Origin of the sequence: Saccharobesus litoralis (assembly GCF_003063625.1) — a bacterium.
In the GTDB taxonomy this organism is placed as follows: Bacteria; Pseudomonadota; Gammaproteobacteria; order Enterobacterales; family Alteromonadaceae; genus Saccharobesus; species Saccharobesus litoralis.
Genome location: NZ_CP026604.1, coordinates 2,421,448 through 2,445,300 on the forward strand (window position 1 = coordinate 2,421,448; position 23,853 = coordinate 2,445,300).

General features: G+C 43.0%; 25 protein-coding genes. 17 read left to right on the plus strand and 8 right to left on the minus strand.

From position 1 onward, the window contains the following. Positions 1–22: 22 nt before the first annotated feature. The 3 genes from C2869_RS08415 to C2869_RS08425 are packed head-to-tail and all read left to right on the plus strand — an operon-like array spanning position 23 to position 1,817. Complete coding sequence (locus C2869_RS08415; protein ID WP_108602510.1) at positions 23–523, plus strand: hypothetical protein; 501 nt, start codon at positions 23–25, stop codon at positions 521–523. A gap of 45 nt (positions 524–568) precedes the next feature. After that, positions 569–1,654, plus strand: coding sequence for a GAF domain-containing protein (locus C2869_RS08420; protein WP_108602511.1), 1,086 nt, complete (start codon positions 569–571; stop codon positions 1,652–1,654). Next, positions 1,629–1,817 (plus strand): hypothetical protein, encoded by a 189-nt coding sequence (locus C2869_RS08425; RefSeq protein ID WP_108602512.1) that lies wholly within the window; start codon positions 1,629–1,631, stop codon positions 1,815–1,817. The genes C2869_RS08420 and C2869_RS08425 overlap by 26 nt, the downstream gene beginning before the upstream one ends. A gap of 58 nt (positions 1,818–1,875) precedes the next feature. On the opposite strand, the gene trkA is transcribed toward C2869_RS08425, so the two are convergent. Genes trkA through def form a run of 4 tightly spaced genes read right to left on the minus strand, consistent with a single transcriptional unit; the run spans position 1,876 to position 6,083 of the window. Next, positions 1,876–3,252 (minus strand): Trk system potassium transporter TrkA, encoded by a 1,377-nt coding sequence (gene trkA, locus C2869_RS08430; RefSeq protein WP_108602513.1) that lies wholly within the window; start codon positions 3,250–3,252, stop codon positions 1,876–1,878. A gap of 10 nt (positions 3,253–3,262) precedes the next feature. Further along, entirely contained in the window at positions 3,263–4,561 is a 1,299-nt protein-coding gene (gene rsmB, locus C2869_RS08435) for a 16S rRNA (cytosine(967)-C(5))-methyltransferase RsmB (RefSeq protein WP_108602514.1), read from the minus strand. A gap of 10 nt (positions 4,562–4,571) precedes the next feature. Further along, positions 4,572–5,537 (minus strand): methionyl-tRNA formyltransferase, encoded by a 966-nt coding sequence (gene fmt, locus C2869_RS08440; RefSeq protein WP_108602515.1) that lies wholly within the window; start codon positions 5,535–5,537, stop codon positions 4,572–4,574. Between the two features lie 30 nt (positions 5,538–5,567). Beyond that, the gene (gene def / locus C2869_RS08445) at positions 5,568–6,083 is read right to left on the minus strand and encodes a peptide deformylase (RefSeq protein ID WP_108602516.1); all 516 of its coding nucleotides are present in this window, start codon (positions 6,081–6,083) and stop codon (positions 5,568–5,570) included. A 399-nt stretch (positions 6,084–6,482) separates the two neighbouring features. Between def and C2869_RS08450 the strand changes: the two genes are divergently transcribed. The 6 genes from C2869_RS08450 (at position 6,483) to hemF (ending at position 11,445) form a co-directional block, all read left to right on the plus strand. Continuing rightward, positions 6,483–7,586, plus strand: a complete 1,104-nt coding sequence (locus C2869_RS08450; protein ID WP_108602517.1) for a LysM peptidoglycan-binding domain-containing protein — start codon at positions 6,483–6,485, stop codon at positions 7,584–7,586. 61 nt (positions 7,587–7,647) lie between these two features. Then, entirely contained in the window at positions 7,648–8,775 is a 1,128-nt protein-coding gene (dprA, locus tag C2869_RS08455) for a DNA-processing protein DprA (protein WP_108602518.1), read from the plus strand. Then, entirely contained in the window at positions 8,768–9,241 is a 474-nt protein-coding gene (locus C2869_RS08460; RefSeq protein WP_108602519.1) for a DUF494 family protein, read from the plus strand. Before dprA ends, C2869_RS08460 begins: the two co-directional genes overlap by 8 nt. 75 nt (positions 9,242–9,316) lie before the next feature. Further along, positions 9,317–9,895 carry a DNA topoisomerase family protein gene (locus C2869_RS08465; protein WP_108602520.1) on the plus strand — a complete coding sequence of 193 codons (579 nt, stop codon included), beginning with the start codon at positions 9,317–9,319 and terminating at the stop codon, positions 9,893–9,895. Positions 9,896–9,940: 45 nt separating this feature from the next. Then, positions 9,941–10,534 carry an L-threonylcarbamoyladenylate synthase gene (locus tag C2869_RS08470; protein WP_108602521.1) on the plus strand — a complete coding sequence of 198 codons (594 nt, stop codon included), beginning with the start codon at positions 9,941–9,943 and terminating at the stop codon, positions 10,532–10,534. After that, entirely contained in the window at positions 10,531–11,445 is a 915-nt protein-coding gene (gene hemF / locus C2869_RS08475; protein ID WP_108602522.1) for an oxygen-dependent coproporphyrinogen oxidase, read from the plus strand. The genes C2869_RS08470 and hemF overlap by 4 nt, the downstream gene beginning before the upstream one ends. Before the next feature lie 242 nt (positions 11,446–11,687). Here hemF and C2869_RS08480 read toward each other — a convergent pair whose 3' ends face one another. After that, entirely contained in the window at positions 11,688–12,854 is a 1,167-nt protein-coding gene (locus tag C2869_RS08480) for a substrate-binding domain-containing protein (protein ID WP_159084101.1), read from the minus strand. Between the two features lie 230 nt (positions 12,855–13,084). Between C2869_RS08480 and C2869_RS08485 the strand changes: the two genes are divergently transcribed. The 4 genes from C2869_RS08485 (at position 13,085) to C2869_RS08500 (ending at position 19,162) form a co-directional block, all read left to right on the plus strand. Beyond that, complete coding sequence (locus C2869_RS08485) at positions 13,085–13,861, plus strand: OmpW/AlkL family protein (protein WP_108602524.1); 777 nt, start codon at positions 13,085–13,087, stop codon at positions 13,859–13,861. A 241-nt stretch (positions 13,862–14,102) separates the two neighbouring features. Further along, a complete protein-coding gene (locus C2869_RS08490; protein ID WP_108602525.1) occupies positions 14,103–14,825 on the plus strand; it encodes a magnesium transporter CorA family protein in 723 nt (240 codons plus the stop codon). Positions 14,826–14,885: 60 nt separating this feature from the next. Continuing rightward, positions 14,886–16,703, plus strand: coding sequence for an Lcl C-terminal domain-containing protein (locus C2869_RS08495; RefSeq protein ID WP_159084102.1), 1,818 nt, complete (start codon positions 14,886–14,888; stop codon positions 16,701–16,703). A 476-nt stretch (positions 16,704–17,179) separates the two neighbouring features. After that, positions 17,180–19,162, plus strand: a complete 1,983-nt coding sequence (locus tag C2869_RS08500) for a reprolysin-like metallopeptidase (protein ID WP_159084103.1) — start codon at positions 17,180–17,182, stop codon at positions 19,160–19,162. 7 nt (positions 19,163–19,169) lie between these two features. Here the strand turns inward: C2869_RS08500 and C2869_RS08505 are convergent, their stop codons facing one another. Further along, positions 19,170–19,430, minus strand: coding sequence for a DUF3081 family protein (locus C2869_RS08505; RefSeq protein ID WP_108602528.1), 261 nt, complete (start codon positions 19,428–19,430; stop codon positions 19,170–19,172). A gap of 234 nt (positions 19,431–19,664) precedes the next feature. Between C2869_RS08505 and C2869_RS08510 the strand changes: the two genes are divergently transcribed. After that, positions 19,665–20,174 (plus strand): hypothetical protein, encoded by a 510-nt coding sequence (locus C2869_RS08510; protein ID WP_108602529.1) that lies wholly within the window; start codon positions 19,665–19,667, stop codon positions 20,172–20,174. 63 nt (positions 20,175–20,237) lie between these two features. Here the strand turns inward: C2869_RS08510 and lysA are convergent, their stop codons facing one another. Continuing rightward, the gene (gene lysA, locus C2869_RS08515) at positions 20,238–21,482 is read right to left on the minus strand and encodes a diaminopimelate decarboxylase (RefSeq protein WP_108602530.1); all 1,245 of its coding nucleotides are present in this window, start codon (positions 21,480–21,482) and stop codon (positions 20,238–20,240) included. A gap of 4 nt (positions 21,483–21,486) precedes the next feature. Next, complete coding sequence (gene lptM, locus C2869_RS08520; protein WP_108602531.1) at positions 21,487–21,645, minus strand: LPS translocon maturation chaperone LptM; 159 nt, start codon at positions 21,643–21,645, stop codon at positions 21,487–21,489. A gap of 122 nt (positions 21,646–21,767) precedes the next feature. On the opposite strand from lptM, the gene cyaY reads away from it, so the two are divergent. Genes cyaY through C2869_RS08535 form a run of 3 tightly spaced genes read left to right on the plus strand, consistent with a single transcriptional unit; the run spans position 21,768 to position 23,827 of the window. After that, entirely contained in the window at positions 21,768–22,127 is a 360-nt protein-coding gene (cyaY, locus tag C2869_RS08525; RefSeq protein ID WP_108602532.1) for an iron donor protein CyaY, read from the plus strand. Between the two features lie 20 nt (positions 22,128–22,147). Next, entirely contained in the window at positions 22,148–22,819 is a 672-nt protein-coding gene (locus C2869_RS08530; protein WP_108602533.1) for an alpha/beta hydrolase, read from the plus strand. A 12-nt stretch (positions 22,820–22,831) separates the two neighbouring features. Then, positions 22,832–23,827 carry a DUF2914 domain-containing protein gene (locus C2869_RS08535; protein WP_108602534.1) on the plus strand — a complete coding sequence of 332 codons (996 nt, stop codon included), beginning with the start codon at positions 22,832–22,834 and terminating at the stop codon, positions 23,825–23,827. Positions 23,828–23,853: the final 26 nt, after the last annotated feature.

Consider the following 23,853-nt stretch of genomic DNA (forward strand, 5'->3'; position numbering starts at 1 on the left):
AGTCAGTTTAAAGAGTAATATTATGAAATTACGAGCTTTTCTCGCAACCTGTTTAACAACGACTTTGCTGTTAGCGGGTTGTGCGAGCCAGCCTACTCAAGTACCTGAAGAAGACCGCTCTGAGTATTTATACTTACGAGGTAGTTTTACTTGGTTTGATGCGGAAGACGACTACAAAGTCGAAAAAGTCGCTGGCCAGCTTTATAAAACAACGGTTGAGTTAGTGGCTGATGGTCAAGCTTATGAGTTTAAGTTTGCCGATGAAAGTTGGTCTCGTGGTCGTAACTGTGGTTATGCTAACAAAAACCAAGATGAAGTGGTTGAGATCGGTAATAAAGTAAAAGCAAACTGTGGTGCCAAATTTGAATTCTTTCGTTTTACCCCGAAAGAATCAGGCAAGTATGACTTTTTTATTGATTATGGCCAAAGTGAGCAATCACCTAGTATTTGGATCAGCGCTTACCAACCGGATTTGATTGATAAGGTGGTTGATCCCATTAAAAATAATATGCCGGATCTATAGTCCGGCATATTTTAGGGCTATTTATTATATTAAAAGGATTTATAAATGTATCAACCGAAAGACAATCTTCAATCTTTCATGAAGCAAGCGAAAGCGAATAACCTCTATTCAGATAGGATTGTTGAAAATGTTTTATTGTTTTCAAATATTTGGACTACGTTACTTGCTCCGATTCTTATGGGATTTGGAATTTCTTATATTTGGGGTCTTGAAAACGTACAGAATGCAGAGCCATTTTTTTATGCATTTGGTCTAATTTTTCTCTTAGTTCATCTTACTGTCGCTTATGTTGTTCATCAGAACAATAGTAAGTTTTCACTATATTCTCAAGCTGTAGAATTAGAACAAGAGTACTCATCTTCCCTAAGTGAGTTAAGAAGCGAGCTTGCTAGGTACAAGCATGGAGTTAAAACTTTATCTAAATTGTATAGTAATCAGCTAACTTCGCTCTACATTATTTCTTTTACAACGGATCAAGCAATTGGTTTATTTCAAAAGCTAGATAATAGTTTTAACGGAGTAAAGGAGAAAGACTTTTGGGATACTGTTAGGGAGCATCTTAATTCAATAATGATGCCTATTGTTATTGAGAGGGAAGCTTTATTTGATTTTAAGTCTGAGGACTTATTCAATGTAGCGCTATATTTCTACAATGAAGATGATGATCGACTCTTTGTTGTCTCAAGAGAGTGTGATAGTAGACTTCCACAAAGGAATAGACAGTGGAAACCGGGACATGGGCATGTAGGTTTATCTTTTTTACATAAAGAAGCAAAAATTTGCCCGGACATTACTTTAAGCCATGAACTAGCTAAAAGTGCTGAAGATGCTGATGATAATAGAAAGTATCGTAGCTTTATCTCAATACCGATATTGCGATGTGATGATAATGGAGATGTTAACAATGGGATTAATCCGTTGGGCGTCATTGTACTGACAAGTGCAAAAGTAGAGCAGTTTATTGAGGCAAGAGACTTACAGTTTCTAACTATTATTTCAAAGTTTCTTGCAATATACTTATCATCAGTAGATTCTTTTATTACTCATAATGATTTACATGCGGATGAGCTAGAAGAAAAAGCATACAGTAATCAAGGGGAAGAGCATGAAGTCGATATCAAATCAGAATAACCGCAAGGAAAGTAATTTGCGCTCTGTTAGTTTATCTACTGGGTATGACTTAGCTAAGGCAACCAATAGTGGCGAAAATTACAACCCATCTAAAATTGATAGCTGGTTTAGTGAACAACGAAAAAAATCCCTGAAATTTGCTCAAAAGTTTATTGAAAGCTAGTTATTTTATTAGTTGTCGTGACTGACAGTTTGTCGGGCTAACTTTAAGCCCGATCTACCTAAAAGAACAGTGCGCTTGGCTGGAACAGCTTTTCGACTTCCGTAATATACTTCTTATCAACTAAAAACATCACTACGTGATCATCGGTTTCAATAACCGTGTCACTGTGAGCAATCAGTACTTCGTCTTTGCGTACAATCGCACCGATAGTGGTTGCCGGTGGTAGCTTGATATCAGCAATTCGACGTCCGACAACTTTTGAGGTTTCTTGGTCGCCATGGGCGATAGCTTCAATCGCTTCGGCTGCGCCTTTACGTAACGAGTAAACGTTAACAATGTCGCCTTTGCGCACATGGGTTAGTAGCGCTGAAATCGTCGCTTGTTGTGGCGAAATGGCAATATCTATTTCGCCACCTTGCACTAAATCGACATAGGCACCGTGTTGGATCAACACCATGGTTTTTTGCGCGCCAAGACGTTTTGCTAGCATGGCAGACATGATATTGGCTTCATCGTCGTTGGTGACAGCGATAAAAACGTCAACCTGTTCGATATGTTCTTCGTTTAATAACTCGGGATCGGAAGCGTCTCCGGCAAAGACAATCGTACGTTCTAAGGTTTCTGATAAATAGGTGGCGCGCTCTTCATTGCGCTCAATCAGTTTAACGCGATGCGTTTGTTCTAATTGGCGTGCCAAACCGGCTCCAATGTTACCACCACCAGCAATCATCACGCGTTTATATGAAGCTTCAAGCTTTTGCAATTCACTCATGACAGCACGAATGTGTTTGGTGGCCGCGACAAAAAATACTTCGTCATCGGCTTCGATTATGGTTGTACCCATAGGGCGAATAGGTCTGCCTTGACGATAAATAGCCGCTACTCGGGTATCTACATGCGGCATGTGTTGCCGTAAAGCGGATAACGCATGGCCAACTAATAAGCCGCCATAGTAGGCTTTAACCGCCACTAAAGAAACTTTGCCACTGGCAAATGCCATGACTTGCAGTGCCCCAGGGTAGTCGATTAAGCGGCGAATATATTTAGTCACCAATTGTTCAGGGGCAATAATATGATCCACAGGGATATCGTGGTTTTTAAACAACTGTTTGCGAAATTGAATATATTCTTGTGAGCGAATTCGAGCAATTTTAGTTGGCGTGTGAAACAAACTGTACGCTATTTGACAAGCTACCATATTGGTTTCATCGCTACTGGTTACCGCGATCACCATATCCGCGTCTTCTGCGCCAGCCTTTTCTAAAATCGCTGGATGTGAGGCATGGCCAACAACCACTTGTAAGTCGAACTTATCTTGCAATTCACGCAGACGAGAAGTGCGTGAGTCGACAATGGTGATCTCATTTTTTTCACCAACTAAGTTTTCTGCAAGCGTGCGTCCTACGCGGCCAGCGCCTAAGATTATGATTTTCATATTGTTGTTTTTATTTCAATTTACGCAAGCGAGCGTAATAGAAACCATCCATATTCTGGCTACCTGGCAAAATCTGCCATCCGGGATCGGTTGCCGTTTCACTATCAAAAATAGGTACAAGCTCGGCGTCGCTTTGCTCTTGCAAAAAGCGCGTGATTTGCTGTTTGTTTTCAATAGGCAGCACCGAACAAGTTGCATATAGCAATATGCCACCGGGCTTAACAATTTGCCACATTTGCTTGAGGATTTTTTGTTGCAAATCAGCTAATACGCTAATGTCTTCTGGACGGCGTAAATACATAATATCGGGGTGACGACGGATCACACCAGTGGCAGAGCAAGGTGCATCAAGTAATACGCGGTCAAAAAGTTGGCCATCCCACCACTGATTGACCTGACTGGCGTCACCAGCCAATATTTCGGCTTGCAGTTGTAAGCGGTGTAAGTTTTCGTTAACCCGATTTAAGCGCTGCATATCTATATCTAACGCCACAACTTGGCCGACATCTGGGGTATGGCTGAGTATATGGGCTGTTTTGCCACCTGGGGCTGCACAGCAATCTAAAATACGCTCGCCGGCTTGCGCATCTAATAATAGTGCGGCTTGTTGTGCGGCTTTGTCTTGTACTGTACAGCTACCTTGGGCAAACCCAGGTAATTTATCTACATTCACAGCTTGCTCAAGCAATAGAGTGTTCGGGTGCTTGTCTTGCTGATACGCGATTTCGGCATCGGTCAATGCTTGGCAAAAATCTTCAGCATTGGTTACTTTGGTATTAACTCGTAACCAAAAAGGTGGATGCTTGAGGTTGGCTTTAAGTATTTTTTTAAAGCCTTTAGGGTAAGCTTGCTTTAACTCTGAGATCAGCCACTGTGGGTGATTACTCGATACCTGCAATCCAGCGTGTTGGGCCTTAGCAAGTAAATCATCTTGTTGACGTTGAAAGTTACGCAATACGCCATTGACCAAGCCAGTTAATTTTTCAAAACCCAGCTGTCGACAGGCTTCTACTGTTTCAGCAAGTGCAGCATGTTCGGCGACTCTTTCTGTACTTAATTGGTACATGCCCAAACAGATCAGATAACGAATAAGATTCAGCTCTTTCGCTAGGTTTTGCTCAGTTAATTGGTTTAAGCAAAACGAAAATGTTGGTAGCTGGCGCAAAGTTGAAAAAACCAGATCTTGGATCTGGCCTTTGTCTTGGGATTCGAGCTGATAAGTTTGCTTAGCAAGACTTTGACTGAGAGAAATGCCTTGGTCAAGGACTTGCAAGATAAGCTTAGCGGCTATGGCTCTATTATTTAACAAATTGTTTTCTCTAACTCGAAGGGTTCAGGTTACGCCCGACAGCAAACCACGCTTGACGAGCATTTAGCGCATCGGCCGCCGCAATGGCTTTTTTGCCTGGTAATTGAATTTGTAGCAAGCGCAAGGCTGCTTTACCGGTTTGAATAACGATGCCTTGTTTATCCGCTTGTACAATAGTGCCAGCGCTGTGTTGGCCATCGCTTTCTATAACTTGTGCTTGCCAAACTTTAATGGTTTGTTGTTGGCCTTTTTCATCTTCCAGTGTGAAATAACTGCAAGGCCAAGGGTTAAACGAGCGCACGCAGCGTTCAATAAATTCGGCTTCATGTTGCCAATCTATTTGCGCTTCTTGTTTTGACAGCTTCTTAGCGTAAGTGGCCAGCGTGTCATCTTGCTTAATCGGTTTTGCTTTTCCTGCCGCAATTAGGCTGAGCGCGTCGATGAGTGCATCTGGGCCAGATAAAGCAAGCTTGTCATATAAACTGGCAGAGGTATCTTCGGCTTCAATTGGAGTTTTGACAATGTGTAACATGTCTCCAGTGTCTAAACCTATATCCATTTGCATTATGGTCACCCCAGTTTCTGCGTCACCGGCCCAAATTGCACGCTGGATAGGGGCAGCGCCACGCCACTTAGGTAAAATGGAACCGTGTACATTGATACAGCCTAGCTTTGGTGTTTTAAGTACCGTTTCCGGTAATAACAGACCGTACGCGACAACGACCATGATATCGGCATCAATTGCCGCAAGTTCCTGCTGGGCGTCTGCTGATTTTAATGATTCAGGTTGATAAACGGCAATATCATTGTCCAGTGCCAATTGCTTTACAGGGCTGGCTTGCAATTTTTTACCGCGACCAGCGGGGCGATCCGGCTGGCTATATACTGCAACCACCTGATGCTCAGACTCGATTAGTTTGGCAAGGTGGCGAGCGGCGAAATCTGGTGTGCCAGCAAAGATAATTTTAAGCGCCAATGTTTAATTCCTTATGATTTGACAGGCTATTTACTTCGCTCGGCGAGCAGCTAATTTGGCTTCTTTTTCTAGCTTGGCTTTAATACGTTGACGTTTTAAAGGTGATAAATAATCTACAAAAAGTTTGCCATCCAAATGATCAAGTTCATGCTGTATGCAAATAGCCATAAGGCCGTCGGCATCCATACTAAACTCGTTGCCATCTTTGTCTAAAGCTTTAACCGTGACTTCATCTGCGCGCTCAACTTTGGCATAAACACCAGGAAACGATAAACAGCCTTCTTCATGTTGACGAATGCCGCGTTTGTCAGTAATTTGCGGGTTAATAAAAACTAACGGTTCATTTTGTTCATCACTACAGTCAGCAACAAAAATCCGTTCTATAATATCTACCTGAGTTGATGCTAATCCAACCCCCGACGCTTGATACATAGTTTCTATCATATCTGCGACTTTGGTTTGAATTTCAGGGGTGACTTGTTCAACGGCTTTGGCTACAGTGCGTAAGCGTTCGTCTGGATATTTAAGTACTTCTAATACGGCCATGGTGAATTTGGTTACTCAAAACTTTCATACTGGGTAAGGATGTGCTGTAATTCTAGCAAATATCGCTGGCGCACACGAGTGTAAAAAGATTGGCTTTTGAACCTTCTTCAATAGGGCATCAGCGCTTTCTATACAGTCTGGTATAGTCAAAGCGATCAGGTTTTAGGGGCAGGTTTCTAGTTCCAGACGAAACCTAAGTACCTACATCCATGTAGGCAAAGCCGTCAAGCTTTGAGACCCCATGAGCATATGCTCTATTATGTGATTGGGGCTGCCTAAAGGGATTTAGGTAGTAGGACGACGCAGGAGCCAAAGTCGAGAGCAAGCGCAGACAATGAACCATAAAATCTGAGTGAGAAGACTATAATAATGATAACAAAACGGGACAGGTTAAATTTCATGATTAAGTTGCTTCAAATAATAGCGTTGACCTTTTGCGTTCTTGGGGCTGCCCTTGCCGATCGCTTGACGATTAAAGATGATGCGCCAAGCCAATACATCGTGAAAAAAGGCGATACCCTATGGGATATTTCAGCGCTGTATTTAAATAGCCCTTGGCGCTGGCCAGAGCTGTGGGGGCAAAACCCACAAATCGACAATCCGCATTTAATTTACCCTGGGGATATTCTGCGCTTGGTCTATGACGCCGACGGCAACCCAAGGTTATTTATTGCCAATAGCGGAAAAGATATTATCAAAGTATCGCCAAGTAAGCGCACAACCATAAAGCGCTATCAACCTGTTGCGACTTTGCCGTTAAGTGTTATTACCCCTTATTTAAGTTATGAACGCATTTTAGTCGGCGAAGAGTTTGACCGTGCACCTATGCTGATTGGTGGCGATACTAACAGTAAACGTAAAGTCAGTGGTGATTTGGTATATGTTCAAGGCACCATGGATAAAGACCAAATGTATGGTGTTTACTCTATTAAACGCCAATATGAAGTAGATGAGCAAGCCTATTACGAGCTGAACTTAGCGGGAACTGCTCGCGTGGTTAACTTAGCCAAAGATGAAGATAATAAGCCTTTGCATTCGGTTAAAATATTGACCAGCCGTTTCGATATAGCCCAAGGCTTTCGTTTAGTGCCGTTATTGACCGACAAATCACTGCCTGCGAATTATACACTGACTCAACCAAGAGAAGGTATTCAAGCCAATGTGATTGGCTCTAGTTTAGATATTAGTGAGTTTGGTAAATTAGATGTCATCGTGTTAGATGCCGGTAAGTCTCAAGGTTTAGAGACCGGCAATGTACTGAGCATTTATGCCAAAAGCCCGACTGTGATGCTGCAAAAAGGCACACCTGTCTATGAAGAAGATGCTAGCCAGTTCACTAAAATCATCAACTTTTTTAAATCAGCAGTCACCTTTGAAGGTCAGCAAGAAGATGTTGGTAAAGTGGTGGTTTTTAAAGTGTATGACGACGTGAGCTATGCGTTAATCACAGAGGCTAAGCGTGCTGTGCGCAAGCATGATTCAGTGGGAATGCCGCGAACTTAAAAATTAATTTTTTTGCCTGAATATTTAAAATATTTAAAGGCTTGAATGTAAGGAAAACTCAATGACATTGCAGACGGAGCTGCGCAACTGGATTGTGATCAATTCGGTTAAATATCTTAAATTTAATCATTTACAGCAAATTTTAACTTGCCACTCGCCAACTGAATTATGCTCTCTTAGTCAAGCTGAGCTAAAGCAACTGGGATTAAATGAAAAACAGATCCATCAGCTACTTAACCCTGATACACAACTAATTGACGAGCTCATTGCGTGGCAGCAAGTGCCCGAGCAACATATTATTTATTTTGATCACCCCGCTTACCCTGAACAACTAAAGCAAATTGTCTCAGCACCCTTATTGTTGTTTGCTAAAGGTAATATTGATTTATTAGTTCAACCACAAGTGGCTATTGTTGGTTCGCGCAGTGCTTCGCATTATGGCTTAGATAATGCGTTTCAATTTGCCGCCGAGCTTGCCCGCAAGGGGATCGTGGTAACCAGTGGTTTCGCGACAGGGGTTGATGGCAAAGCGCATCAAGGCGCCTTGAGTGTCGAGGGCGCGACTATTGGTGTGCTAGGGACAGGGGTCGATATCGTTTATCCAAAGCGTCACCATGCATTAGCTCATCAAATTGTTGATAATGGTGGATTACTCTTGTCTGAATTCAAACCAGGCACGCCAGCGAGGGCTCAGCACTTTCCAAGGCGTAATCGGATTATTAGTGGCTTAAGTCTTGGGGTGTTGGTGGTTGAAGCTGCATTAAAAAGTGGTTCGTTAATTACCGCGCGATATGCAGCTGAGCACAACCGTGAAGTGTTTGCTATCCCTAACTGTATTCATGACCCCAGAAGTCGAGGTTGTCATCAGTTACTGCGCGATGGTGCTAAATTAACCGAGACGGTCGCCGATATACTAGAAGAGCTACCCAATACGCTTAGCGAGCAGCAGAGTTTGAATTTTGAGTTGCCTAGTAGCAATTTGATTGAAAAAAGTTCAAATAAAAACTTCACAACTGACGAATTGTTGGTTAACTTAGACTATAAGGCCACATCAATTGACGAGCTGGCATTTCGGAGTCAATTGCCAGTCGATGTTGTCTTAGCGCGACTACTAGACCTTGAAATGCAGGGCCTTGTAGCTGCAGTCTCCGGCGGCTATGTGAGAACGAGGAGAGATGAATATGTTTGATATCCTTCTATATCTGTTCGAAAACTACATCCACAGTGAAGCGGAAGTTTTTGTGGATCATGACGAGCTAACTGAAGAGCTAATTAAAGCCGGTTTTGAATCCGACGATATATATAAAGCTTTGGGTTGGTTGGAAAAATTGGCCGACTTGCAAAATGTTGAGACCATTCCTTATCTAACTAAGCATACCTCTGCTTCAGCGCGTATTTATACTGAAGATGAGTTATTGCGTTTAGATACTGAGTGCCGAGGCTTTTTATTGTTCTTAGAGCAAATTAATGTCTTGGATTTAGAGACTCGCGAAATGGTGATCGATCGGGTCATGGCGCTCGATATTCAAGACTTCATGCTTGATGATCTTAAATGGGTCATTCTTATGGTGCTGTTTAATGTACCGGGTCATGAATCAGCTTATACCCAGATGGAAGAGTTGATTTTTGATGAACCAGAAGGGCCGTTGCACTAAACAACAGCCTAATCTTGCATAAAGCGGAGTAGCGTTGTACGCTCGGACTTAGTGTAAATATATTTGTTGGTTTGCATGTCTGACGACACTCCGCTGTTTAACGCCAAACAACAGGCATTAGAAAAAGCCTATCAAACATGCCCTAACTGTGGGCAGCATCTTGTAATGAAAAATGGCAAGGCCGGTGCTTTTATTGGCTGTAGTCAATATCCCACGTGTAGCTATACTCGGGCACTGCATCCTGAGCATGATGATTTCGAAGCCAAGGAGATCCCAGGCAGTCAATGTCCTAAATGTGCTTCACCACTCGCTATTAAGAATGGCCGCTATGGTATGTTTATTGGCTGTACTAATTTTCCGGCTTGTCATCATATTGAGCATGAACACGATCCGGTTAATGAAAAGCACGTTCCTTGCCCGAAATGTGTTGGCGGAGAGTTAAAACATCGCACCAGCCGCTACGGCAAAAGCTTTTATGCTTGCGACCAATATCCTAAATGCAAATATCTCGTTAACTTTAAACCCGTGGCGCAATCTTGCCCTGACTGTGCTTGGCCCATTTTAGTTGAAAAATCGACACGAGGGGTTAAGCGCTTAGTTTGTCCACAGAAAGGCTGTCAATACAAGCAGGATATCGCCAGCGAAACGCTTTGACGTTATACTGACGCGCATTCAGTCTTTGTTCATGTATTTATTTTTATGTCTGACCGACTTAATTTGCCAAGTGACTTTGCAAGCCTGCCACCAATAGAACAAGCTGCGCAGATTTTTCAGCAAGGTGGTGTACTTGCTTACCCAACAGAAGCCGTATTTGGTGTTGGTTGTGATCCTGACAACCAGCAAGCGGTTGAGAAGTTATTGCAAATTAAACAACGGCCAATAGAAAAAGGCCTTATTTTATTGGCAGCGAATTACTCGCAACTGTTGCCTTATATTGATGATAAATCAATTCCACAAGATAAGCGCTATACCGTATTATCACGTTGGCCAAATGGCATAACCCAAATCATCAAAGCCAATGACAATACACCTCGTTTTTTAACTGGGCAGTTTGATGCTATTGCGGTGCGTATTACTGATCAACCCGATGTTGTCGCATTATGTAATTTGACCAATAAACCGATTGTTTCTACCAGCGCCAATTTAACAGGTGAAGAGCCGGCGCGAACATGGCAAGAACTGGATCCAAAATTGCTTGAAAAACTCGACTTTGTCATTAAAGGACAAACGCTGGGTTATCAGCAACCCTCGCAAATAATTAATGCATTAACCGGAGACGTTATTCGAGCATGATAGACATCAACCCTGTTACCCAATTATTACAGCAGCTACAAGACAATATTTGCCAAGCATTAGAGAATGCAGATGGTACAGGTAAGTTTGTTGAAGACAATTGGCAGCGCGAAGAAGGTGGTGGTGGTCGCACTCGAGTATTAACCGATGGCACCGTGATAGAGCAAGGTGGCGTTAATTACTCTTATGTGTCTGGCAGCCAACTCCCACCGTCTGCGACCGCTCATCGACCTGAATTAGCTGGGCGAAGCTGGCAGGCTTGTGGTGTGTCTTTAGTGATCCACCCGAAAAACCCTAATATTCCGACATCACACGCCAACGTGAGGTTTTTTATTGCGGAGAAAGACGGAGATGCACCGGTTTGGTGGTTTGGCGGTGGCTTTGATTTAACGCCTTTTTATCCGATTGAAGAAGATATTATTCATTGGCACCAAACCGCATATGATTTGTGCAAACCGTTTGGAGACAAGGTTTATGCTGAGCATAAAAAGTGGTGCGATGATTACTTTTATTTAAAGCATAGAAAAGAAACGCGCGGTGTCGGCGGGTTGTTTTTTGATGATCTTAATCAGTGGGATTTTGCAACCTGTAAAGATTACATTCAAGCGGTTGGTAATGGCTTTATCGACGCTTATGTGCCAATTATTAACAAGCGTAAGTCAATGACTTATACCGAGCAACAGCGCCAATTTCAGCTTTATCGTCGCGGGCGTTATGTTGAGTTTAATTTGGTGTTTGATCGCGGCACATTATTTGGTTTGCAATCAGGTGGACGTACAGAATCTATTCTTATGTCGATGCCGCCGTTAGCTCGCTGGCAATATAACTACCAGCCTGAAGCGGATAGTGCGGAAGCCAAGTTAAACGAATACTTAAAACCCATCGACTGGACTAATAAATTAGAACTGTAATGGTTATAGTCTTCTCTCTCAGGTCTTATGGTTCATTGTCTGCGCTTACTCACCCCAATCACATAATAGAGCATATGCTCATGGGGGTTCGAAGCTTGACGGCTTCCCCTAAAACCTGATCGCTTTGACTATATTAGTCTTCTCGCTTAGGTTTTATGGTTATACGAGCAATCTCGCGCCACTGTGTTTATGCCGAACAAAAATGCTTATTCAGTACAGAACGGTGGCCGCGAGGTTTAATATTAAGGGTTAACGCCAACACCGGCTTGCCGAATAAAATGCTCGGCGCTAAATAAATAGCGTTTTAAATTGGGGTTATAACGTTTAGCAAATGAGCGCAGACGACCTTCCTGCCATTCTGGTTGTTTAATGAATTGGCCTAAGCTATAAAGCGAACTTCTATCTAGTTTACTTAATTTGGTTTTAATCAACACGCCGCTATCTTGTTTAAAATCACGGCCACTTAAGTAGTCTGTCATTAATATTAATGCCCAGCCTGCCAACATAAAGTCACCACCTAAACTGAATTCCAGATTACCAAACTCGATTAAGTCGACAACATCATTTGACCAGCCGATTGCGCCCACTAGCGCGTGTTCACCAGCAATAAAATTATTGTAGCCCAAGCTGGTAACGGTTGCGCGGGCTATATCGGCGTCGGCAACCCAAAAAAGCTCCGCAGAGTTCTTTTGTAGCGCTTGATTCATCAGGCCATAGGCTGATTCCGGCGACCAATCAGAATTGATGGTTTGCACTAAATTGACTTGCTGACTGTACTTTAACGCTCTGCGTAACCCAGCTTCGCGTTGTTGGGCAATAGGACTGTATTGTTCACCACTAATTGCCATTAGATTAAAGCGGCATTCGGCTGGCTTGCATCCTGTGTGTTTAGCTGCATGATTGATTAGTTGTTTGGCCGCGACAAAGCCAGCGTATACATCGTCGATGGTGATATGACCTAACCATAATGGATAAGCTTGGCGTGGGGAGCTGACTTGATTGTCAAGCTGGCTCAAATTACTCTTGATAGACAACAGAGGAATTTGGCGCTTTTCGAGCGCTTGTAATAAGGCATTCTCATTTTGCTGGGGTAAGGTACTAATTACATAGTCGAACTTAACTTGGCTGGTGTCGAGCGTTTTACTGATGTGCTCAACTTCTCTTAAATGAGCGCGAACTTTAGGTGAAATATACTCGACGACGAGTTCTATATTGAAGCTTAATGCTACCGCTTGGGCAAAACCCACTTGTCTCTGCCAATAAGCATTTTTTTCGTCTGCATTAACAAACAACAAGGCACGCGCTTCCGGTTGAGCTTGGGCTGATGTTTGGGCTAGCAAGCTAGGCGCAAGCAAGCCGCTTACTAGATAAATACAATAGCTTAATAAAATGCGGGTAATTCGTTTCATAGCAACGCTTTTCTTCAGGTACAACTTTTTCCTGATAGTCATCTTGCCGACGATATCAATAGGTGCTCAGTTAATCAGTATAGCGGTATTGTCTTGTAGGTATAAACTGATCTCGATCAAATGTCTGATTTATCTTAAGTTTTGTGAACTAAGCAACTTGTTCTAAATCAATAATTTTTTATGGCTGGTGATTATTCTAATAACAGTTTTGAATATTAAAGGTAACTGTTATGAAAAAATCACTTGTTTGTTTGGCCTTATTGGCTGGAGTTGGTAGTCAATCGGCAATAGCTTATGAAGCTGGTGATATCATAGTGCGTGCGGGGGTGACTAGTGTACAGCCAGCTGATAATGATGCCATTATTTATGCTGCAAATAGTACAGTGCATTTATCGCAGGCTAGCCCAGCGTTAACAACCAGTGTCGATAGTAATTCGCAGCTTGGGCTTAATTTCGCTTATATGTTGACAGAAAATTGGGCGATTGAGTTACTTGCTGCCACCCCTTTTCAGCATGATATTAAAGTTAAATCTGGGGCTACCGAGCTTAAATTGGGTGAAACTAAGCATCTTCCTCCTACACTTAGTGCAATATACTTTTTTAAAAATCTAACCCCTAGCGTTACGCCTTATGTTGGGGTAGGTATCAACTATACGGTGTTCTTTGAAGATAATTTCGCGGCTAATATGCAAGATGACTCGATACAAGTTGGTGGCTTAAATAACACGGCAATTGCTGATTTGGCCAGTACTTTGGGGTTACCCGCGGGGACTCAGTCCGTTGGATTACGCGCTAAAGACTTGAAGCTGGACAACTCTTGGGGACTAGCGGCTCAAGTTGGTCTTGATGTTGCTGTGAATGATGATTGGCATATTAATGCGTCTGCGCGTTATATCGATATTAATACTACGGCGCATTTTAAAGCCACAGCATTAGAAGTTGCAGGCCAAGCGGATGTTGCAGTCGATCCTATGGTTTATACCTTATCCGTGGGGTATACATTCTAATATAGTCTTCTCACTCAGATTTTATGGTTCATTGTCAGCGCTTACTCGCCCCAATCACATAATAGAGCATATGCTCATGGGGTCTCGAAGCTTGACGGCTTCCCCTAAAACCTGATTGCTTTGACTATACACTGTAAGATAATATTGCGCGTCGAGCCACAATCGACTTATTGACAATAACGTGGGCTTTTCCCATTATGCCTAGCTAATTTTTATCTTAAACTGGATAAGGAAGCAAAACGTGTTGCCACGTAAATGGGATGTTGATAGTCGAATTTTGGCTCGATTGGGCAAAAGCGTTGGTAAACAACGTGTCATTTCTGAAAATGGTCAGCACTTGCTGATTTTACACGCCTTACCTGATAAGTCTGATAAACAACGAGAAGGCGTGTTTTTTTGGTGTAATGCCGCAGGAGAGTGGCAGTCGACATTGCGTGGTAGAGGGCTTGCACCTTTAATGGAGCATATCGCTAGCTTTGCGCAAAAGGAAGTGGAATTAGAAAAGACCTACCAGCAAGCTCAATCAGCTAAAACTTACTTTCAGTTAGTTGAGCAAATTGCGCCTGTGTTACGCGCGGTGAAAAATATGTGTTCCACATTACAATCAGCCCGCGAACAAATTGGTGACGAGTTAATTGATTTTCGCAATCAAGCAGAAGAGTTACAGCGCACATTTGAATTATTGTATCAGGATTGTCAACATGGTTTGGAGTATGCCATGGCACGAAAAGCCGAAGAGCAATCCGAGTTGCAACGCAAAGCATTATTGGCTGGTCATCGGCTTAATATTCTTATGGCGGTGTTCTTACCCTTAACCGCTTTAGCGAGTTTGTTGGCTATGCAAATTCCTGACAGTTTAGAACAGTTATTTAGTTTGGGCTTTGTTAGTGCGCTAATTATTGGTTTAGGCTTAGGCTTGCTATTGCGCTCTTGGGTAACTAAAACTCAACCGCAAGTCGAGTAATGAACTTTTTCTAGCTTATTGCATCTATAAAAGCTGTGTTGTCAAAATGGAATATTAACTGTGTATTTATGGAAGAAGTTTCAAGTTCTGAGTCGGCTTGGTCGTCTCAGCCCTTTTGCGCTTGTTTTTGTCTTATGTAGTTTGCTGAGTGCTTGTGGGTGCAGCTCTGGCTCCAATACACAAGGTGAAACTGAAGACAAATCCAATTCAAACGCGATAAACAGCGCAGCATCTTCGCCTTCCTCGTCTGCCTTTGAACAAGAAAAGCTTGAGCAAGCAGCGCGCAAATCAGAGTTCAGTACGGATCAAGCAGAACTAACGTATTTTGACATTCAAGGTGAGCAACATTTTGTGTCTGGCCAGCAAGTTGAATTGCCAGCTAAATGGTTAGGAAATACCGAAGCCAGTCATGTTGAATACCGTTGGCAGCAATTAACTGAGTTTGAGCTCGCCCAGCTAGTTGATGACCAAGCAGTACTGAGTTTTGTTGCACCGCAAGTAAACCATACAGAGCTGGTCATTTTTAATTTTTCAGCCCGTATCGGTGCTAAATTCATACAACAGCCAGTCCGACTTTTTATTACTCCTAAACCTAAATCAAATACTGCCGAGTCAAATGTGGCCCCTTGGCAGATAAACTTACCGCATGGATTAGTGATGCAGCCGGCTCAACAAAAAGTGCTTCGGCCTGAAATTTTAAGCCAAGACGAGGGGCTGGCCGTTAGTGCTTATACCTACCTTTGGCAGCAAGTATTGGGCGAACCCATTTTGTTAGAGCAAGCCAAAAGAGAAACACTTAACTTAAAAATCCCTGAAGACTATGAAAATCAGTTAGTTGAATTGAGCTTAACCGTGACTAATGAGCAAGGGATAAGTCAAGTCGCTTATATGCAAATTGATGTTGTTGCACCCGATAAGCCCCCACTCGCTCACGCTGGGCATACACTGTATGTTTCTGGCGGTGAAACTGTGATCCTTGATGCCAGCAAAACCCAAGATGAGTTGCCTGAATATCTGGAATATTACTGGCTACAAACCGATGATAGCGGTCTTGATGTAAACCTGAATGATCCTTATCAGCAAAAAACTAAATTTGTCGCACCTGAAGTGGAACAACAAACACGCTTGAATTTCAGCTTGGAAGTGACGGATCGCATGGGGCAACTCGATAGCGCGCTGGCTCATGTGGTGATCTTACCGTTTAACAAACCACAGAATAAAATTGATCGCCAAGTTCTTGCTGAGTGTGTTGATTTTGCCGCGTTTAATCGTGCTGATTGTCAGAGCATTCGCCAAGGTGGTGAAAGTGCGAATGCCATTTTCGGTAGTGAACGCAATATTGGCCATGGCTGGGTTGGTTTTTCTAAATTAGATGAGCAAGGGCGACCATTGGCAGATGATGCCCCAAGCTGGCATTGTGTTCGCGACAATAGCACAGGGCTAATTTGGCAAGTGAAAAAAGCCAATATTGACGCACTGCTCAGTGCTCATCATCGCTATTTTTGGCGTAAAGTAGACGAGAAAGTTAAAGCACGGCAGAACTTAAGCCGGTGTCGCCAGCAAGAAACTTGTTATGTTGAAGACTATGTGCGATGGATCAATAGTCAAAATTTTTGTGGCTTAAGTGATTGGCGCGTACCCAGCGTGGTGGAAGGTATGACGCTCTTGCATAACCATTATCGAATGTTACCCAAAGTAAAACAAAACTATTTGGTACCTGCTGGCATACGCAGTCGTTTTTGGGCTACGACTAGCAGTAACGCTTATTCACGGTTGCGCGTGCTTGGCATAGATAAAAATGGTCAGTTATCGATTGGTGTTGGTGCTTATTATGGTTCTCATGGACTTAGGCTTGTGCAGGGACATTTAAGCCAATAAATTTAAGCCAACAGTTACAAAAAATGACAATTTAATTGGCGGCTTTTTTTGAGCTTAAGGTTATAGTCAAAGTGATCAGGTTTTAGGGGCAGCTTCCGCATCCTGCTCACGCCCCTCGCTTAAAGCGCCTACTTTTGGTACCTGCATCCATGCAGGCAAGCTTCGAGACCCCATGAGCATATGCTCTATTATGTGATTGGGGCTGCCGCTCTTAATGGAAGAAAGTGAATTTAGGTAGTAGGGCGACGCAGGAGCCACAGGTTTCCTGTTCCCGACGAAACCTAAGTACTTACATCCATGTAAGCAAAGTCGAGAGTAAGCGCTGACAATGAACCATAAAACCTGAGCGAGAAGACTATATGCTCAATGCTAGCGACTTAGTAAGGATATTTTATTCAATTATGCGACATTCCCGACGGGCTATATGGATTAGAGCTCTGCTGGCTATCACAGGGCTATTGTTTAGCGGACACGGTTTGGCTGACATTCTTTTGAGTCAAGCAACTCAACAAAAGCTAGTGTCTCTATTAAATGCTTGGCAGCAAGATCCGTTTATTGACGCGCAAACTATTTATTTGCCGGATGCGAGTGGCCAACAGTGGTTTGCGTTTCAAGTGACTACAAGCAAGGTGTTATCTCAGCGCTCTCAGCAAAAATGGCCGAGCCTAGGTTTTTATCATGGCCAAAGTGAACATACCCCGAGTGACCTGTTAAGTCTGTCTTTTAGCTCTGACGGTATGTTTGCCAGTTATCAAATTCAAGGCGTGGCATTAGAGCTAAGCGTTGTTGATAACCAAGTCGAATTGAAAAAATTACCGAGCCACAACAATCGTATAAATGAAGAACTCCACACAGCTTATTGGCCTAGCTATCAAGCGCGTGGCCCGTATGCCACGCCGAGCCGCCGCTTGTATCATTCAACTTATCGGCTGGCGATCACGACTACCGGGGAATGGGGACAGTTTTTTGATAACCAGCAACAGGCGATAGCGGCAGTTGCGCGCATGGTTAATCAAGTTAACTTAGTATTTAAACGTGATCTGAATGTGTCATTTCAATTGGTCGATGATTTTGAACAATTGATTTTCGTTGATCCGCATACCGATCCTTTCACCAATATTTATGGCGAAGCTGAGCGGATAAAAGCCCAGCAAGTGATAGATGAGCGGATCGGTAGCGAAAACTATGACTTAGGGCATTTATTTCAAGTGACTGAATATGGCTATACTCTGATCGGTAATTTGTGCAATGCGACAACTAAAGCTCGCTCATCAAGCGGTTTCAAACAGATTTGGGGCGACAGTCGCGATAGTTTATTGCTTATGCATGAATTAGGGCATCAACTGGGTGCGAATCATTCGTTTAATGGCACAAGTGAAATTTGTCGCTGGCAAAACAAGGCCACGGCCATAGAGCCTGGCAGTGGTACCAGTTTGATGAGTTACGCCGGCAATTGTGGAGAGGAGAATACGGCTGTACGTCGCAATACCTATTTTCACGCATTCTCGATTGATGAAATTAATACTTTTTTGAATCAACCAGCCTTTATTTTTGCTAAATGTGGCATCGTTGAACAAAGTGCTAATCAGGCTCCAGATATCTTGCCGGTTGTTGATATTGTGGTGCCGGCCTTTACCCCTTTTTATTTAACTGCCGAAGCTGAAGATAGGGATGGCGATGAACTTACTTATAGTTGGGAGCAGATGGATATTGGCGAGCCGACAACATCAGCAGCGGAGCTTGAACTCGATAATGGTAGCCGCTCTTTGTTTAATAGCTATGACCCGCAGAGTCACTCTGTCCGAGTATTTCCAAGCTTATCTGGCGTGGTCAGTGGTAACTTAGCGAAGGGTGAGGCTTATCCTCAAACCGATCGCGACTTAAACTTTCGTTTGTCAGTACGTGATGGTCAAGGCGGTATCGGCAAAACCGATGTTAAAGTGACAGCAGTTAATACCGGTAAGGCATTTGAGATCACATCAGCTATCGCTATTAAGCAGCTTAACGCGGGTGAGTCATTAAGTCTTAGTTGGCAAGTGGCGAATACGGATTTAGCCCCAATCAATTGCCAGCAAGTAAAAATAGGCTTGTTGACTGAATTAGTAACCGCTCAGACCGTTATTCAACCCCGTTTAGATATTGTGGTTTTAGGACAGTTTGCTAATAACGGCCAAGCAAGCATAACCATGCCAAACCTCGATAGCCAACAGACGCGAGTGGTTGTTGAATGTGCGACTAGCCCATTTTTTGCGATTAGCCAAGACAGCTTTATTCTTATTGCCAATAAGCAAAACTCGGGTGGTGTATTGTGTTGGTTGCTCGGAGTGATGTTGTTATTGGCTTGTCAGCGATATTGCTTGGCTTATAGGGTTAAGGCGAGCCTTTATGCTTGTAGAGCTCGCAAACGATCCAATCTTTCGGAACTTAAATTAAAACTAAGCATTGTAAAAAGTCACTGATTAGCACTTAGTACTCATGAGTTTGAATGTAAGTCAGTTTATTGAGTAGTCGCTCTGAGGCGGCATTATCTGGTGTATCTAGTTGATATTTATTATGAAAAAACACGGTCAGTTGGCTAACGCCGTCAGATAAATAAACGGTGTAGCCATCAAAATCGCTGCTGGCCTCAATACCATCAAGCTTGTAGCCACTTTCGGTTCGTTGGCCGTATTGGCTAATTTTATTAAAAGCGGCTAACAGGCCACTGACATCTAACTGGTTTTTCATAATTTAAACTGCTAATTAGCAAAAGTCATTATCGTACTACGTAACAAACCCTAGGTTAGATTGATCTATTTTTCCAGTTTTGTGGATAAGTTTGTGGGTATCTTGTAGTTAACGTGTGCTTTCCTGTGATTATTTAACATAGATTAGCCTGAATTAAAAAAGGGGAAAGACCTATTGATTTAGAGGAAATAAGTCAATCATGGCCTTTTTAATACTTTAACAAAGGCAATACTTATGATGGGACGGCAAACTGATGCTCCAATTCCTGAAAAGTTGGAGTTTAATAGCGCAACGATGAATACTACATGTGCGTTAGTTGTACTTGATAGAAATGGCAATAGCACTGACGAAATGACGTTTACGAGTACAGGGGGGAACCATGCTGAAGAAAATGCAATTAATTGGCTGCAGGAACAGGTCAATAGTGGCTATTTAACGTCAAACGATGACGGTGATGCAGATTATCAGTTATTCTTCCAAGTATCTAAAAGCCCGTGTTCGTCCACAACCATACCTGCAACTCGAACAGATGGTCGCCTTGGTTGCAGCGAACGACTAGATAATTTGAGGCGGTATGGGCTTATTCGACCAGGTTTGAATGCAACTGCGGTTCGGTTCGTCGTATTAGTTGCAGCAACGAAAATTTATCAGCCGAAAATTAAAGGTGGTAAAGCAGCGGCTAAGGGGGATTATGATGACTTTGGTGATAACAACGGAAGTGGCAGTTACCCAGTCGTCAGATAAAGAGGTCAAGGATGAGTAACCAAGGTAGTTGATCTACCTTGGTTAATTTTATACTGCGTTTGCTTACAAGGCGCTTTCTCCGCGCCATAAGTCTTCTAGTTTTTCACGCTCACGTACCACATGGGTTTGTTCACCATCTACTAATAACTCAACAGGGCGAACGCGGCTGTTGTAGTTACTGGCCATGGTAAAGCCATAAGCACCTGCAGAACAAACCGCAAGTAAATCACCTTGCTCTAATCCCAGTTCGCGGTCTTTACCTAAGAAGTCGCCGGTTTCACAAATAGGGCCAACAATGTCATAGGTTTTGCTATCACGGGTTAAGCTAGCATCAACCGGTACGATACGTTGATAAGCGCTGTAGAGTGAAGGGCGAATTAAGTCGTTCATGGCCGCATCGACAATAGCGAAGTTTTTCTCTTCACCTTGTTTTAAAAATTCGACTTTAGTGACTAATATACCGGCATTGGCCATAATAGCGCGCCCAGGTTCAAAGACCAGCTGTAGATCGCGGCCTTTGATTTTTTCTAACATGACAGCTACATAGTCATCAATGGCTGGTGGTTGTTCATCAGTATAGGTTACCCCTAAGCCACCGCCGATATCTAAGTGCTTGATCTTGATGCCAACACTCGCTAATTCATCAATTAACACAAGTACTTTGTCTAACGCATCTACGAAAGGCTGTAATTCGGTTAATTGTGAGCCGATGTGGCAATCAATACCTACCACGTTTAAATGACTCATCGCCGCGGCTTTTTGATAAACTCGTTTCGCTTGCTCGCGTTCAATACCAAATTTATTGGCTTTTAAACCGGTTGAAATATACGGGTGGGTTTTGGCGTCAACATCAGGGTTTACGCGGATCGAGATCGGCGCTTTTTTACCGACTTCGGCAGCGACTTTGTTAATGCGATCAAGTTCAGCTTCCGATTCAACATTAAAGCAGTGGATCCCGGCTTCTAGCGCGTATTCTATTTCGGCTTCAGTTTTACCTACGCCACTAAAGACGACTTTCTTAGGATCGCCGCCGGCTTTTATAACGCGAGCCAGCTCGCCGCCTGAAACAATATCAAAGCCAGACCCTAACTTGGCTAGAACACTAAGTACGCCAATATTAGAGTTAGCTTTTACGGCATAACAGACTAAATGCGGATGTGATTTAGCAGCATTATCAAATGCTTGCCAGTGGCGCTCGATTGTCGCGCGCGAATAAATATAACAAGGTGTATTGTAGTTGTTGGCGATATCAGCAACGCTAACATCTTCAACAAAAAGGCGGTCATCGCGGTAATTGATTAAGTCCACGCTCTTAGTTCCCCTTTTGCTCAGACTGGGTTTCAGGTTTTACAGGTTGTTTGTTTTGCTCTGGCTCTTTAGGCATATACAAAGGGCCTTTTTGACCACAAGCGCTTAGGTTTATTAGCCCGAATATTAGGCAAATAGTTAAATAAAAAGCGCGATTTCTCATCGATAGGTCTTATATTGTCGAAAACAGCGCACTATAATCGCATTCAATAATAGAAAATCAAGCAATAACCGCGTGTAACACGCTATAATGTTGCCTTCTTACGCTAGAGCGAGATCCATTCGATGCTGGAATTCAAAAGCAAGCTTACCGATACCCAATATCACCAGATGGTTGATGCCATCATTTTGAAAATTGAAGAAGCGCTAGATGTGCTAGATGAAACTGATTTAGATTTTGACTATGAGTCAACCGGCGGCAAGTTAGATATAGAATTCGCTGATCGCAGTAAAATCATTATTAACAAGCAAGAGCCTTTGCATCAAATATGGGTAGCAACAAAGTTTAATGGTTACCATTTTAACTATCACCCTGAGCAAGATGCTTGGATTGACGAGCGTTTTGGTGATGAGTTTTGGCACTTTATAAACGAAGCGGCGACTAAACAAGCGGGTCGTGCAATATCGTTAAAAATTTCTGATTAATTTAGGACAATACAAACTAGATGGCTGACTTACTTCCTTTTGTCGATGTTGAAACGGCAGAGCAACCTGAATTTTTAGTTATTTGGTTACATGGGTTAGGCGATTCAGGACATGGATTTGCCCCCATAGTTCCAGCGTTTAACTTACCGGCAGGTTGCAAAGTTCGCTTTGTTTTTCCACATGCGCCTACCCGTCCTATAACGATTAATAATGGCATGAAAATGCCAGGTTGGTATGACATAGCCAGTATGGATATTGTTAGTCGAGCAGATGAAGCCGGCGTGCGTGAATCAGCCAGCCAAATTGAAGCATTAATTGATGCTGAATTGGCTAAAGGCTTTAAACCTGAACAAATGGTGTTAGCTGGATTTTCACAAGGTGGTGTCATGGCTTATCACATAGGTACGCGTTTACCCTTTAAAATTGCTGGAATTTTGTCGTTGTCGACTTATCTGGCTGTGCCTGAAAAATTAGCTGATGAAGTCGTTGCAGCTAATAAGCAAACCCCTATTCTAGCTATGCATGGAACTGGTGATGATGTGGTGCCGTTAAAAGCAGGGAAAATGGCAGCAGATACTTTAAAAGATTTAGGGTTTAATGTGACTTGGCGTGAATTTGCTATGCAGCACAATGTTTGCCCTGCACAAATTGCTGAAATAGGCAGTTGGTTACAAAAAGTTTTGAAAGCTTAAGGTGTAGCAGCGATGGCCAAATCGTCCATTCAGATTAAAATTAACCTGAATCATAGGCCCTCGCTGGCTGACTGTCCTGAGCCTGAGCAACCTCTACCGCCATTTTCAAAACGTAAAATTGCGATAGGTTTGCTTAGTGTGACTTTGTTAGTTGGCGGCGTGACGAGTGGTATTGTGCATGCATTATCCAGCAACTCGGCTGATGTTAAATTGGCTAAAGGGACTAATCCAGTTTCTCCTTCTAACCAAGCTTCTCAGCCACTTGTATCGGCTTCACTAGATGCTAATGCCAGTTTAGCTACTAATACACAACAAAATAGCCAATCTATGCTGGCTAAAGTGGATCATCAACCTGCGGCTAGCCAACCCAATACGGAGGAGCCGTTGTCAGGTGATCGCAAGAATATTGGTGAGCAACCTCGCCACAGCAATGACAAAAACAGTGGCGAAAATAATGACGAAAAATCCACTGGCACACAGGTTAATAGTGCTAAGCAAGCGGAGCAACAGCTAGGAGAAACGACTCAGGTGGAACAGGTGTTGGACTCTGTTGTTGGTGAAGTTCAGAGCCTTATCAATAAAACGGCTGAAGTCGTTGGGATCAAAGAAAAGCCCTCTAAAGCCAAAATTGACAATAAGCCCGGTGAAATAGCGTTGAGCAACAATGTTTCAGCTGAGCTAAATCAAATCACCCGCGTACAACTGGCCTACAATGTAAAAAATAAAGAACCAGTCGGTGAAGTACCTAAGTTTTTAGCGGCACAGAATAAAACCATTAAACTGTATTTTTTTACTGAGCTGGCCAATTACCAATTTCCCGTTGTTACCCATCGCTGGATCTGGCGTGATAAAGTGGTTTCAGAAGTCACACTGGATGTTAAAGCAAAAAATTGGCGTACTTGGTCAAATAAAAGGGTGTTATGGCGCTGGCAAGGCGATTGGCGGGTAGAGGTACTGGACGGCAATAATAACATTATGTTTACTCAACACTTTACATACGGCTCTTAAATTACCTGCCGTTTGTCTAGTATAGT